The sequence below is a fragment of the Sphingobium sp. LF-16 genome (genome assembly GCF_003711185.1).
GTDB lineage: Bacteria > Pseudomonadota > Alphaproteobacteria > Sphingomonadales > Sphingomonadaceae > Sphingobium > Sphingobium yanoikuyae_A.
The window spans coordinates 2,716,445-2,730,580 of the sequence record NZ_CP029335.1; the positions used below are offsets into that span (position 1 = coordinate 2,716,445).

Here is a 14,136-nt window from a genome sequence, read left to right on the forward strand (position 1 = left end):
CGGCCTTACTCGCCCATCGCCAGCGGTTTGAGCGCGCTGGTGCCGGCGACGACGACCTGCTCGCCCGGCTTCACGCCGGAGAGGATCAGGACATGGTCGCCATCCTTGCCGCCGGTCCTGACCGGACGTGCAACGACGCCGGCGCGGGTGCGCACGAACAATGTGTCGCCGCCGGGCAGCGTCGTGACGGCGGCGGCGGGCACCATGGCGGCACCGGTCGGTGCCGGGCCGAAGATCGACAGGCTGGTGGCGCGGCCGGCCATGGCACCGGGGCCGGCCGGCAGCCTGGCCTTCAATGTTACCGACCGGGTGGCGGGATCGATGGTCGATCCGACGGCGGTCACCGTGCCGCGCAGATCATCGCCCAGCGCCACGGTCATGCCGGGTTTCACCTGCCCCGCCAGCCGCTCGGGCAATTGCGCCTGCGCCTCATATTGGCCGGCCGCATCGATCACATAGGGGGCGGTGGTGCCATCGACGACGCTGCCGGCATGGATCGCGGCGCTGGTCACGCGGCCGGCGATCGGCGCGGTCAGCGTGTAGGTGCCGCTGGCGCCCGATCCGTTCACCATCGTCAGGATGCGGCTCTTTTCCGACACATCGGCGCGGGCCTCGCCCAGCACAGCGCGGGCCTCGTCCGCGCGGGCGCCGGCGATGATGCCTTCGCGCTCCAGTTGCGACAGGCGGCCGGCGCTCGACTGCGCCACGCCCAGCCGTGCGCTCGCGCGATTGAGGTCCGCGCCCATGGACAGGACATCGCGGCTGGAGACGATCGCCAGCGGCTGGCCGCGCCGCACTTCCTCGCCCTCGACCACCAGGATGCGGGTGACGACGCCGGGGAAGGTAGCGGCGACCGCGACACGGGCGTTGGGCGGCGGCGCGATCAGGGCGGGCACGACGGCGATCGGCGCCTCGGTGGCAGCGACGGCCGCGCCGAATTTCAAACCCAGCCGGGCGATATTGTCCGCCGTCAGCGGGATCGATCCGTCCGTCGGTTGCGCCGCAGCGCTGTCATTGGCGGGCGTGGCCTGCTCCCCCGAACAGGCAGCAAGCGACAGGAGAGCGAGGGCGCCGGGCAGGCGCACGAATCGGAATAGCGGGACCATGGCCCTGCCCTATGGGATCAAACTGACGAGACCCTGACGAGGGGTTTTCGGACGATCAACGTGGCGGCGCGAAATCCAGCACCAGTTCCTGTGCATCGGCCACGCTGGAGAGGGTGCCGCCATGCGCGGCCATGATGCGGGCGACGATCGCCAGCCCCAGCCCGGCGCCTTCGCTGCTGGCATGATCCGCGCGGCGATGGCGCTGGACCAGTTCGGCCAGCCGCTCGGGCGTCAACCCAGCACCGCCATCCTTCACTCGCAGCCGGGGACCGGGACCGGCGATCACGGTGACGGCGCCACCGGGCGGCGTTACCCGCAGCGCATTTTCGACGAGGTTGCGCAGCGCCGCCGCGACCGTCTCGCGCTGCCCCATGATCGGCGCGACATCGCCGACGCGGGTCAGCGACAGGATCTTGTCGGCCGCAATCGCGCCGGGCGCCATCAGGCTGACGATGTCGGCACTCACATCCTCCAGCCGGACGCTGTCGCGGATCGACTGGGCCACGCTCTGCGCCTCGACCCGCGCGAGCAGCATCAGCTGGTCGATCAGCCGGCGCATCGCGATCACCTCGGCGCGCAGACGCGGCGCGTCGGGATGGTCGAGCCCGTCCAGTTCCAGTGCCAGCACGGCGAGCGGCGTGCGCAGTTCATGCGCGACTTCGGCGGCGAACGCCTCATGGTCACGCGCTGCCTGGTCGAGTTGGCCGAGCAGGCGATTGACCGCCTGGGCGAAGGGCACCGCCTCGGTCGGGAAGGCGGCATGATCGATCAGCACGCCGCGCTGATGACGTTCGGCCACCTGCAACTGGGCGACCGCCTCCCCCAGCGGCGCCAGCGCCTTTCGGATCACCATCAGGCTGGCCATGCCCATCGGGATGATCAGCACCAGGATCGGCAGGATCACATGCTCGAACAATTCGCGGAAGGCATGGCGGGCGGCCGCCGGGTCGCCCAGCGCGGTGAAGCTTTGCCGATGTTCGTTGATGATGAAGACGAGCAGCAGCGTGGTGCCGATGAAGCCCACGATCGACAGGCCGATGAAGAGCCGACGGGCGATCGAACGACGCGGGCTCATGCCGCCGGCTCCCTCAGCATATAGCCGACGCCGCGCACGGTATGGAGCATGCCGCGCGCGCCAGCCTCCTCCAGCTTGCGGCGCAGCCGCGACACCGTGGCCTCGACCGCATTGGGCGTGACCGGCTCGGCAAAGGAATAGAGCGCGCTTTCGATGCTTTCGCGCCGGACCACAGCGCCGGCCTGGCGCAGCAGCAGTTCCAGCAAGTCGGTCTCACGGCGGGACAGATCGATCGCCTGTCCAGCACACAGCGTCATACGCCGCGCCGAATCGACCAGCAGCGGACCGAAGCGCAATTCGGTCTGGGCACGCGGTCCCGGACGGCGCATCAGCGCGCGGATGCGGGCTGCGATCTCGTCCACCTCGGCGGGTTTCACGACATAATCGTCGGCGCCGGCATCAAGGCCGGTGATCCGATCCTCCAGCGCGTCGCGCGCGGTCAGGATCAGCGCCGGCTGCATGAAGCCAGCCCGGCGCATGCCGCGCAGCCAAGTGATGCCATCGCCATCGGGCAGTCCCCGGTCGACAATTAGTACATCATGAACTTCCGCTGCGACGGCCTCTGTCGCAATGATCAGAGTTTCGGCATGGTCGCAATGGAACCCCCGCCGCTCGAGGCCGGCAATCAGCAATCCGGCCAGTCGACTATTGTCCTCAATCAGCAAGAGACGCATGATGAGTCTCATCCCGTTTCATCCATGGTGGATCAACAGATTTCTCTGGAAGTCGCCAAGTTTCTTGGCCCTCGCCGCCTTCTCCTGCTCATCCTTCGGCGTGAAACGGTCGGCATAGCAGACGCTGGTCCCTACCTCGCCCTTGCGGACATTGCCGCCCAGCGCCTGCGCCTGCCGATAGGCGATCCAGCGCTGCGCGCCATAGCCCCGCTCGAACAGACGGTCCAACAGGATCAGGATATTGATGCCTGAATAGCAGCGGCCTGTTGCCGCATTGCGGAGAAGCCCCGTGACAGTGAGGCTCGTGTCCCAAGGCTGCACCCATGGCAGCCGTCCCTCTTCCAGCTGTGCGATGATATGCTGCGTCACATCGTCATAGAGCGATCCATTACCCGTACCCATGTCCTTTCTCCTGCCTCTCCAGCACCGGCCGCCGGAATGGCGGGGATGGGCGGCAAGGAGCCGCACGGCAGGCCCGTGCCCATAGGGCGGGCTGCACCCGCAGGGCCGCAACGCAAGAGAAGGAGCCGGTGCAGCCGCGCTGGCAGCAGCCAGCAGCCCAAAAGGCTGCAATGCGTCAGCGACCGACCTATATGGGACGAGTTAGGCAAAGCCGTCTCGGAGGCGCCAGGGCGCCATAGGGCGTGGTCCGCCAGAGGCGGAGACGCCAAAAATAAAGATCCCATCGACAGAAAAATATGACATGATTCAAATATTTTCACGAACCTCATGAACATTACAGAAAGATAAATTCAGAGTTTTAAAACATTTTAATTTTATGATTGCCAGAGATGTACGTGTAAATTGTCGTGACTGCAGTTGAATATATTTGAAATAGTATATTTGATTTTAACTGATTTTATCCCGGCTATTAATTCCACCGCCACGCCAATACAATCAGTGAATTGTTGATAAATAGGAAATAATTGCAAAGGACATGGCGACATCAATTGCGCGTGACCTGCCCCAGCGTGAGCATCACCACACTGTGCTCGGGCAATGTCACGGTCAGAGCGCCTTGCGAGAGGGTCGCGCCACTGAACGGGACAGGCCTCACCACATCGGGCGATCCGAAATCATTGTGCGACTGGACACTCGGCGCGGTCAGGATACGCCCCTCGACCATAGAGGCGGTTACCCCCTCCAGTTTCGCGGTCACTGTCATCGGTCGATTGGGGTCGGTGTTGGTAAGGGCGATATGCACAATGCCTGCGCTGTCGCGCACCGCCGCTGCGCTGAGCGCAGGCATCGCCCATTGATCCCTGCTGTACCAGGGGGATGCCAATTCCAGGGGCAGGAAGGTCGCATCCTGGAAGGGCTTGTACATGTCGAACACATGATAGGTGGGCGTCATCACCATCTTGTCGTCGCGGGTCAGGATCATGGCCTGGAGCACATTCACCATCTGGGCGATGTTGGTCATGCGCACCCGGTCGGCATGGCGGGCGAACAGGTTGATGTTGAGCGCGGCGATGATCGCATCGCGCATACTATTCTGCTGATAGAGGAATCCGGGATTGGTGCCGGGTTCAACATCGGTCCAGATGCCCCATTCGTCCACCGCCAGGTTGACGCGCTTTTCGGGATCATATTTGTCCATGATCGCGCCATGCTTTTCCAGCAGTTCCTCCATGACCAGGGTGCTGGCAAGCGTGCGGGCATAGTCCGTTTCGGTGAATTGGGTCGCCGATCCCTTCACCTTGCCGCGCGTGGGATGGGTGTAATAATGCAGGCCAATGCCATCGATCGACTTGCCTGCAACGCGCATCATCACATCGGTCCAATCATAGTCGCGGCTGTTTGCCCCGCTCGCGATCTTGAGGATTTTCACGCCATATGGCGCCTTCACGAAAGTTGCGTAACGGCGTGTGATGTCAGCCGCATATTCGGCGCGCATGTTGCCGCCGCACCCCCATAGCTCGTTCCCGATGCCGAACATGGGAAGTTTCCAGGGCTCCTTGCGGCCGTTCTTAGCGCGCTCCTGCGCCAGCGTCCCGGCCGGTGCGGTCATATATTCCACCCACTCCGCCATTTCCGCCGGCGATCCATTGCCGACATTGCCCGACACATAGGCTTCCGCACCGATCAGTTCGGCGAAATCCATGAACTCGTGCGTGCCAAAGCTGTTGGGTTCAGCAACGCCGCCCCAATGGGTGTTGATCTTGACCGGACGCTTGCCGCGCGGGCCGACCCCCTCGCGCCAATGATATTCGTCGGCAAAGCAGCCTCCCGGCCAGCGGACCAGGGGCACCGACAATGCCTTGAGCGCCGCGACGACATCATTGCGATAGCCGCGCGTGTTCGGAATTTTCGATTCCGGCCCGACCCAGATACCGCCATAAATGCCATAACCCAGATGTTCGGCAAATTGGCTGAAGATCCGACGATCGACCCTCGCTCCAGGCTTGTCTGAATGCAGCGTAACGGTCGCGGCGGGCATCGCGGTTTCCTGCGCCGTCACCTGTCCACCGGACGTCAGGATCGTCGCTGCAAGCAGCGCGATGGACACCAACAAACGCTTCTTCATTACCCCTCTCCCAATCCTGCGCCTCTCACGCCTTTCTGAGCGGCTCCACGATCGCGGCGATGTCGCGGTCACCTTCGCCAACCAGATCCGCGTCGATGAAGCGCTGCCGTGCGGCCTGCGCAATGGCGGAAACAATCCCTACATCAGCCAGCGCCTGCGCCGCATAGCCCAGATCCTTTGCCATCAACGGGACCACGAAATGCGGGGCATAATCGCGATCGAGCATCCGACGGCCCACCCCCTTCACCATCGGACTGGCGGGGGCACCGTCAAAGAGGATGGACATGGCCTGCTCGATGTCCAGTCCATGTTTCTCGAACAGGGCGATGGCTTCGGCCAGGCTGGCCGCCTGCACGCCGCACAGGTAATTATTGGCAAGCTTGACCGTAGCGGCGCTGCCGACAGGTCCGAGATGGACAAGCGCCCCGCCCATGGCATCGAAGGCTGGGCGAGCGAGTTCGATCGCCTCCGCGTCACCGCCGACGAGGAAGCGGAGCGTACCCTGTGCCGCCTGATCCCGGCTGCCGGTCACCGGCGCTTCCAGGAAGCGCACGCCTCGGGCGACCGCTTGGCGGGCAAGGTCGAATACCCAGTCGCCGGTCAGGGTGCTGGATTCGATCGCGATCGCGCCGGCCTTCATGGCGGCAAGTGCGCCATCCTCGCCGGTCCAAACGGTTTTCGACACATCGTCATTGGCCAGCATGGCGATGACGATGTCGGCATGTTGCACCGCATCCGCCGGCGTCGCGGCCACGCGTCCGCCAGCCGCGCGCAACGCCTCGGCCTTGCCTGCGCTGCGGTTCCACATAGTCAGGTCGAAGCCGGCCGCCAGCAACTGGCGCGCCATGCCCCCCCCCATGATGCCCAGCCCCAATATTGCAATCTTCATCATCCGATCACCTTGAAACGCGAGAGTGCAGCTTCGTCGATTTCGAGCCCCAGACCCGGGAGATTATCGTCGAGATCGATATGGCCATCGACCGCCTGGGGCTCGCCCTTGAAGATGTACCAAAAGAGCTCGTTGCCCACCTCCACATCGACCATCGGGAAATATTCGGCGATGGGGCTGTTGAGGCTCGCCATCACCACATGATAATTGTGCATCTGGCCGGCATGGGGCACGACGGGGATGGAATAGGCTTCTGCCAGCGCCTGTATCTTGCGGGCAGCGGTGATGCCGCCGACGCGGTTGGTGTCGAACTGGAAGTAGTCGAGCGATTTCGCCTCGATCATCTGGCGGAAGCCATAGCTGGTAAATTCATGCTCGCCCGCCGCGATCGGCGTCGTGCCGAACCGGCGCAGTTCATGATAGCCGTTGATATCGTCGGGGATGATCGCCTCCTCCAGCCAGCGCAGGTTGAAGGGTTCGATGAGGCGCATCATGCGCTTCGCATAGTCGAGGCTCCAGCCCATATAGGCGTCCGCCATGATGTCGATTTCGTCACCCACCGTTTCGCGCACGGTGCGGATCAGTTCGACATTGCGTGCCATGCCCTCCGCCCCGTCGATCGGCCCCCAGCCGAAACGCAGCTTCATCGCCTTGTAGCCCTGCGCCTTGTAGGCGGCGGCTTCCTGCGCCAGTTCGTCGAGCGGGATCGAGTAGAGGCGGCTCGCATAGACCGGAATCTTTGCCTTGGTCCGGCCGCCCAGCAGGCGGAAGACGGGCTGTTTCGCCGCCTTACCCATCAGATCCCAGATCGCGATGTCGAGCGCGGAAATCGCAACCAGCGCCACGCCCTTGCGCCCGAACGCCATGGTCTTGCGATACATATGCTGCCACAGAAACTCGCTGTCCCACGGATCCTGGCCGATCAACAAGGGGGCAAGATACTGGTCGATCAGTTGCTTGGTCACGAACGGCGCGAGCGCGGCATTGCCGATCCCGACCAGCCCCTGGTCGGTGAAGATTTCGACAATCAGCCAGCCATGGAAGGTGAAGGTGCCCATGGTTTCGGGCGACAGCATTGGCGACACCATATCCATGGGATTGGTGCAGAAGTGCGGCGGCAGCGGCACGGTTTCGCCTTCCCACTGGACGACGCGGGTGCGGATTTCGGTGATTTTCAAGGGACGACCTTTCGAGTGAAGCTGAGAGGCGAAATGCGAGGAATCGAGCGGCAGATCAGCGCAAAGGCGATCAGGTGCAGGGTGGCAGCAACGGTCAGCACCGGCGCGTAGCCAAGCCCGGCGTCGAGTGCCCAGCCAGCCGCCTGACCCATGACGATGCCACCAAAGGCGCCACCAAGGCCGACCAGCCCGGCAAGACGTCCCAGGGCGCTGCGCGGCGCAAGGTCGGTCGGCAGGGTCATGACGAGGGTCGACCAGCTTTGCTGCCCGAAGAAGGCGAGGCTGAAGATGCCAATGACCGCTGCGACCGAGGCAGTCGCGGGCGCCAGCATGACCCAGGGCATGCAGGCGGCGCTCAGGCCCAGAGCGATCTTGCGGGCGGCATCGACCGAACGGCCGGCGGAAAGAAGGCGGCTGGAGAGCCAGCCACCGCACAGACTGCCGACACCCGATGCCGCATAGGGAATCCAGCCGATGGTCGCCGCCTGTTTCAGGTCGAAGCCATGCGCCTCGAACAGATATTTGGGCAGCCAGAAGAGGTAGAAATACCAGGCGCCGTCGCTCAGGAACTTGGCGCCGACAAGGCCACGCACTTCACGGCGGGCAAGGAGCATGGCCACGGTCGGCGCCAGTCCGGCGTCCTCGCCTGCGGAGACGACGTCCCCGGCGGGCGTGCGATAGGTCAGGAACCACCAGAGCGCCCAGGCGAGGCCGAACCCGCCGGTGATGAAGAAAACCCACCGCCAGCTCGACAGATCGAACCAGTGCCCGTAGGCTAGAATGCCCGCGATTAAGGGCGGTGCGACGACGGCGCCCACTGCCGTCCCGGCATTGACGAGGCCCATGGCGGCCGCGCGGCGTTCAGGCGGAAACCATTCGGCAATGGCGCGGGTGGCGGCGGGGAAGCCCCCGCCCTCCCCTATGCCGAGCAGCAGCCGGCTGACCACCAGCGCGGCGATGCCGCCCGCCACGCCATGGCTGGCGCACGCCAGCGACCAGAAGATCATGATCGCCAGAAAGCCGCGCCGCGTTCCCACTCGATCCAGCAGCCAGCCGCCACCCAGATACATGAGGCCGTAGGTGGCGAGGAAGGCGGAATCGAGAACGGCCTTGGTCTGGTTGCCGATGGGGATGTCGGCTTCGATATATTTGATCGCCCAGGGAAGCGTCTGGCGATCAAGGTAGGAGATGGCGATGGCGACGGTGATCATCGCCGCAATCGCCCAGCGTTCCCGGTACGGCTCCGATGCGGCCACAACGGCCATCCTATTGCGCGTCCAGGATCAGCAGGGCGACACCCTGGCGCGGAAGCGCAAGATCGATGCTGGCCGCGCCACGTGGGCCGGCGACAGCGACCGTCTCCGCCTTCATGACCGACGCGGCCTCCAACTGCGCATATTGATCCTGATCGGGCGACTGGGGCGAGCCCATCTTCTTCCAGGCGGCAAAGGCATTGGCATGATCGCCATCCACTCGCCACAGCGTCGCCGAGGACGGCGCAGCCTTCAGTCCCTTCAAGCCGATCTTCAGCTGCGCATCCGGCCCAGCGACATCATCGTCATGATAATGCCAGAGTAGCAAGGCGACCTTGCCGTCCGCTGTGCGGGTGGCGATCGACCCAATATCGGCATCACCCTGGATGCCCTTCGTCATCGCCTGATCGAGCGGGATCTGCGCGCTGTTGACGGTTGAGAGCTTCGTTTCGCCAAGCTGCGCAAACATGCGGAAGACATTGAGAACCGGCAAGTCGACGCCATTGGTCGAGAGCTGGCGATAACCTGCGAACCAGGGCTGATCCTCGAACTCGAACGACCAGGACAGGACACCTTCCAGATTGACCTTTCTCCGTTCCGCCAATTCCCAGATGCGCGCGAAGCTGGCGGCGGTGTAGCTCGAATACATGGTGCCATTGCGATAGTCGTTTTGCGGTCCCGGACAGGCCGCGCAGCCTTCGGGATCGCTTTCGCCGATCACCACCGGCTTCCCGGCCAGCGACGGGATCGACAGCACTTTGGTAAAGCCGCGATCCGCTTCCCGCAAATGGGTCGCGATCCCCATGCGGACATGGCCATCGACAAATTCCGGCCGGCCCTTGGCATGGAAGGACAGGAAGTCGGTGGGCGTCCCGGTCTGGCCGGTCACATAATTCTTGCCGGACGACACATGCTTCAGGAAGCCGTCCATGAAAGCGCCGCCAGCGCCCGCAACGTCCGGACCACCGACCCGCGCGGTTGGCAGCGCGCGGCGCACCGCGCTGATCGCATAGTCATGCAGCTTGTAGAATTCCTCTGGCGAAGCGGTCCAGTAGAAGGGCGAGTTCGGCTCGTTCCAGACCTCGAAATACCATTTCTCGACCTCGGCCTTGCCGTATTTCTCGATATTGTGGAGCGTCCATTGATAGACCAGTTCCGCCCATTTCTCGTAATCCTTGGGGGGATAGGTCCAGCCGGTCGCGATCAGCTTGTAATCGAACCCGGGCCGCCAGCTATGCTGATAGGGCGTGCCGGCCGGCGCGGCTGACATGGCTTCGGGCATGAAGCCGATCTGCAGATAGGGCCGAACGCCGCGTGCCAGATAGGTGTCGATGATGCCGTCCACGACTTTCCAGTCATAGACCGGCTTGCCGTCCCTGGTTTCGGTATAGGCGTTGCTGCTGCCCCATTTGAAGGCGGCGGTGCCATCGCCGCTGCTCAACAGGTTATGGGCACGGAAATAGATCTCACCCTTCTTCAGTTCGCCCAGTTCGAGCAGCAATTTCCGGCCGTCCTTCATGGTCGCATAATTGGGCTCGTCCGCGCCGAAGAAGCGCCAGACGGGCGGCAGCTTGCCTGCTGGCTTGGCCGCGTCCACGCTGATCGCGACCTGCCGGGCCGGCGCTGTCTGGGCATGGGCCAGTTGCGGCAGCGCCAGCAGCACCGACAGGGACGCGATCACTCGGGAAATGGTCATGGAACATCCTCTCGATATGGGCTTGTTCAAAGCTTTGCCCGGAAACCAAGGGCGAAGGTGCGCGTGTAGAGAACGGTATCGCGCGGATAGAGATTGGGGTCGTTGAACGAGGTTTGATAGAGATTTTTCAGAATGTTGGTCGCGTCGAACACGACCGTAAACTGGGGATTGATCTCGTAGGACAAAGACAGGTCCAGATTGCTGATCGCGCCGTTCGTGATGAAACTGGGATTGACCCCGGTAAAATGCAGGCCGGCATTATATTTGTCGCGCCAGACATAGGAGGCCCGCCCGGAAAAGCCGCCCTTTTCATAGATGAAGGTGGCGGTGCCGGAATATTTGGACACATTCTGGAAGGGGATGTCCATATAGCCGGTGACGCCGGGCAGCGGCGAGAGCGCCTTGTTGTTGCCATCGATATAGGTGCCGTTGGCGCTGATGCCGATGCCGTCCAGCCACTGGGGCAGTCCCTTGGGGAAGAAGGTGAAGCCGCCCTCAATTCCCTGCAGGCGTCCCGAACCGGAATTTTCCGGGCGGGTGATCTGATAGACGCCATTGTCGGCGCCCAGATAATCGATGTCGAAATTGCTGGTAACCGACTGGATGAAGCCCTTGACGTCGCGACGGAAGATCGTGGCGGTGATCGAGCTGGAACGGTCGATATACCATTCGAGCGACAGGTCGTAATTGTCGGAGCGGATCGGTTTCAGATCGGCGTTGCCGCTCGTTCCCCGGCCGAACGGTTGCTGACCGGGTACCGGTGGCGTCAAAGTGAGCGCCGGATTGAGCTGTGTGAAGCTCGGGCGCGTGATCGTCTTGCTGGCAGCGAAGCGCAGGAAGAGATTGTCCTTTAGCTTGTAGCGCAGCGCCAGGCTGGGCAACACATCCGTGCTCTTGTTCCGGATCGTGACGGGTGAGGTGGCGCCGCGCAGAACCAGGAAGGCATTGGATGTGATGTCGGTGCGGATCACGCGCACGCCGACCTGCCCGTCCAGTTGTCCGACCTCGATATTGGCCTGGCCATAGCCGGCCTGGTTTTTCTCCTTGATGTCGAAATGCTGGGTATCCTGGAAAGCCGGATCGCCGGGCGCGAGACCGAATAATTGCCGCAGCGATCCGATATTGTTCAGCAGATAGTCGGTGCCCGGCGTTGCCCATTGCTCCACGAACTTGCCGGTTCCCGTATCGAATCCGCCAGGTGTCACCGTCATCAGCCCCGGCAGGCTGGCCGCCTTGACAGCATAGCATTTGACCGAAACCGCCGGACCGCAATTCACGGTCTGGGTGAAACTGTCCGACTGCGCATCGCGCTGGCTGATCCGAAGGCCCGTATCCAGCCCGGAAAAGATCAGGAAAGGCGCGCGGTAGGAGAGATCGCCCCGCCAGGCCCATTCCCTGCCGTCGCCGATCGTGCGCGTGGTGGACAGGCGAGACAGATAATAGCGGTCCGGATCGGCAATGTCGTCATTGGGCAGGGAGAAATAGGGGGTGCCCGATCCATCATTGAAGACGGCATCGGTGCGGGACGCGATGAAGTCGACGTCCAGATTATTGCCGACATCGGTGGTCTTAGACCTTGTGTAGGACAGTTCCGTCGCGGCCTTCCAGTCGTTGGCCTCCCAATCCGCACCGATCGCCCCTTGCCAGCGATCCGCCTTGTTTCGGTAGGCCGTGCCGAAATTGGCGACACGCCCGCCGCTGATGCTGAGCGATTCTACCAGCTTGGTATCGCCCACGAATGCGAGCGGCGAGCGCAATGTGCCATTCATCGACGTGAAATTCTGATTGCCGTTGCCGCGTTCGCGATAGCCGTAGAAAAGGCCGTCGGCATGAATGGTCAGGCGATCATCCGGCGCCCATTGCAGCGTGGCATTGACGGCCGGGCGGGTCCGGGTGCCGATCCGATCGAAGGCACCGATAACGTCGGTCCGAAACACGGCAGGGTCATTTGCGCCGTTACCGCGCGGGTCGAGCGGGACGCCCGGGGTGTAGGGCGCGCGGCTATTGTCGAGATTATAGCCGAAATATCCGCCGCTATAGACCGTGAAGTCGCGATAGCGGGTCTTGTGGTAGGAGACGCTCACCAATGCGCCAATCTCGCCGATGCCGGTCGACCAGCGATTGCTGATGAGCGCGCTGGCATAGGGATCGATCGTATCGGGCTGCTCGCTATAGACTTCGCGTCCGGCCAGCGCGACTTCCAGCCCCTTGAAGTCGAAGGGCCGGCGGGTGCGCACGTTGATGAGCCCGGCAATGCCGCCTTCCAGTTGATCGGCGGAACGCGATTTGTAGACGTCGACGCCGGCAACCAGGTCTGCCGGCACATCGGCCAGCGACAGGGAACGGCCGGTGGTACTGAAGATGTTGCGGCCGTTGACCAATGTCACGACGTCGGGAAGGCCACGGATCAGCACGGTCGCGGATTCGCCGCGCGCGCGGGGCGAAACCTGGATGCCGGGCACGCGCTGAAGCGCCTCGACCACATTGTTGTCGGGTAGCTTGCCGATATCCTCGGCAACGACAGAATCCACCAACTGCTGCGCATTGCGCTTGATGTTTTGTGCCGACGAAAGGCTGGCTCGCATGCCGGTGACGATGATGTCGACATCGCTCACGCCCGTCCCGCTCGCCTCCGCATCACCCTGTGCCACGGCCTCTTGCGCCGCCAGCAACGCGACCAATGAGATGGACAGCTTCATAGCACCTTTCATCACAGCAATCCCTCCGAGTCATTTTTATTTCTCATACTAGGTTATGCGAATTAAAGGCGGTTTCAAGCGATATTTTGACGGAGTAATAGGGATATGTCGAAAATTTTCTATTTTTCCTCATACCAGTTCTGGCAAATGTCGGATCAGGCTTGACGATCGCAGCCGCAAATCGGACGAGAACCTATGACGCAAGCAGATGAGCACCCACTGTCCCGCCCCGCCAGCCAGCCCCAGCGCGCCGTGCACGACAGGATCGCGCATGACCTGGGCATCGCCATCGTGGGCGGCCGCTATCAGCCGGGAGACATATTGCCAGGCGAGGAGCGTTATAGCGCCGAACAGGGCATCTCGCGGACCGCCTATCGTGAGGCGGTCCGCGTCTTGTCAGCCAAGGGGCTGGTCCATAGCCGGACGAAGAGCGGCACGCGCATCAACGACCGGCTTCGCTGGAACATGCTGGACCTGGACGTTCTTGCATGGATGTTCGAAGCCGGACCCACGCCCGAGTTTCTCCGCGACATCTTCGAATTGCGTATCGTGGTGGAGCCGGCCGCAGCTCAGTTTGCAGCGCTGCGCCGTGATACGCAGGACATTTCACGCATGGGTCATGCGCTCGAGGAAATGCGGCGCTGCGGACTCCAGACGATGGAGGGACGCGCAGCCGACCAGAATTTTCACCGCCAGATCCTGCTCGCAACCCGCAATGAGTCCCTCATCACGCTCGCGACATCGGTCACGGCGGTAGTTGCCTGGACCACGCGCTTTGCGCGCGATGAGCGCCAGGAGTCGCGCGATCCGATGCCCGACCATGACGCCGTTTTCGACGCGATCATGCGAGGAGACGGTGAGGATGCACGTTCGAAAATGCTGCTGCTGATCGGCAATGCATCGAGCGATGCCGGCATGCTGTGAACGAGAAAAACTATTTCTCATACCAGATATTGCAGTATCCGGCAGCAGACCGAACGGAAAAACCCGCGCCGTTCACCCCACCTGACACAGCGCTTGCGCTTCGAGCGCGCCCAGC

10 protein-coding genes and 1 pseudogene are annotated in these 14,136 nt (G+C 62.8%); 1 reads left to right on the plus strand and 10 read right to left on the minus strand.

Annotated features, from left to right (window positions below; genetic code table 11):
* Window positions 1-5 precede the first annotated feature (5 nt).
* The 10 genes and pseudogenes from DIZ22_RS12775 to DIZ22_RS12820 all read right to left on the minus strand — a co-directional run bounded on the left by DIZ22_RS12775 (window position 6) and on the right by DIZ22_RS12820 (window position 13,097).
* Entirely contained in the window at window positions 6-1,106 is a 1,101-nt protein-coding gene (locus tag DIZ22_RS12775) for an efflux RND transporter periplasmic adaptor subunit (protein WP_122928243.1), read from the minus strand.
* A gap of 55 nt (window positions 1,107-1,161) precedes the next feature.
* Window positions 1,162-2,181: a HAMP domain-containing sensor histidine kinase gene (locus tag DIZ22_RS12780; protein ID WP_122928244.1), complete on the minus strand. Its 1,020-nt coding sequence runs from the start codon at window positions 2,179-2,181 to the stop codon at window positions 1,162-1,164.
* Complete coding sequence (locus tag DIZ22_RS12785; RefSeq protein WP_048938504.1) at window positions 2,178-2,855, minus strand: response regulator transcription factor; 678 nt, start codon at window positions 2,853-2,855, stop codon at window positions 2,178-2,180. Before DIZ22_RS12785 ends, DIZ22_RS12780 begins: the two co-directional genes overlap by 4 nt.
* A 63-nt stretch (window positions 2,856-2,918) precedes the next feature.
* Window positions 2,919-3,257: pseudogene (locus tag DIZ22_RS12790) on the minus strand (ArdC-like ssDNA-binding domain-containing protein); the annotation flags it as partial.
* 544 nt (window positions 3,258-3,801) lie between these two features.
* The gene (locus tag DIZ22_RS12795) at window positions 3,802-5,295 is read right to left on the minus strand and encodes an alpha-N-arabinofuranosidase (protein ID WP_234415755.1); all 1,494 of its coding nucleotides are present in this window, start codon (window positions 5,293-5,295) and stop codon (window positions 3,802-3,804) included.
* Window positions 5,296-5,407: 112 nt separating this feature from the next.
* The gene (locus DIZ22_RS12800; RefSeq protein ID WP_234415729.1) at window positions 5,408-6,274 is read right to left on the minus strand and encodes an NAD(P)-dependent oxidoreductase; all 867 of its coding nucleotides are present in this window, start codon (window positions 6,272-6,274) and stop codon (window positions 5,408-5,410) included.
* Entirely contained in the window at window positions 6,271-7,449 is a 1,179-nt protein-coding gene (locus DIZ22_RS12805) for an L-rhamnonate dehydratase (RefSeq protein ID WP_017498931.1), read from the minus strand. Before DIZ22_RS12805 ends, DIZ22_RS12800 begins: the two co-directional genes overlap by 4 nt.
* Window positions 7,446-8,705, minus strand: a complete 1,260-nt coding sequence (locus DIZ22_RS12810) for an MFS transporter (RefSeq protein WP_240626726.1) — start codon at window positions 8,703-8,705, stop codon at window positions 7,446-7,448. Before DIZ22_RS12810 ends, DIZ22_RS12805 begins: the two co-directional genes overlap by 4 nt.
* A 10-nt stretch (window positions 8,706-8,715) precedes the next feature.
* Window positions 8,716-10,398, minus strand: coding sequence for a beta-xylosidase (locus tag DIZ22_RS12815; protein WP_048938484.1), 1,683 nt, complete (start codon window positions 10,396-10,398; stop codon window positions 8,716-8,718).
* Window positions 10,399-10,424: 26 nt separating this feature from the next.
* On the minus strand, window positions 10,425-13,097 hold the full coding sequence (locus DIZ22_RS12820) for a TonB-dependent receptor (protein WP_122928245.1): 2,673 nt from the start codon (window positions 13,095-13,097) through the stop codon (window positions 10,425-10,427).
* Between the two features lie 195 nt (window positions 13,098-13,292).
* On the opposite strand from DIZ22_RS12820, the gene DIZ22_RS12825 reads away from it, so the two are divergent.
* Complete coding sequence (locus tag DIZ22_RS12825; RefSeq protein WP_017498927.1) at window positions 13,293-14,021, plus strand: FadR/GntR family transcriptional regulator; 729 nt, start codon at window positions 13,293-13,295, stop codon at window positions 14,019-14,021.
* Window positions 14,022-14,136: the final 115 nt, after the last annotated feature.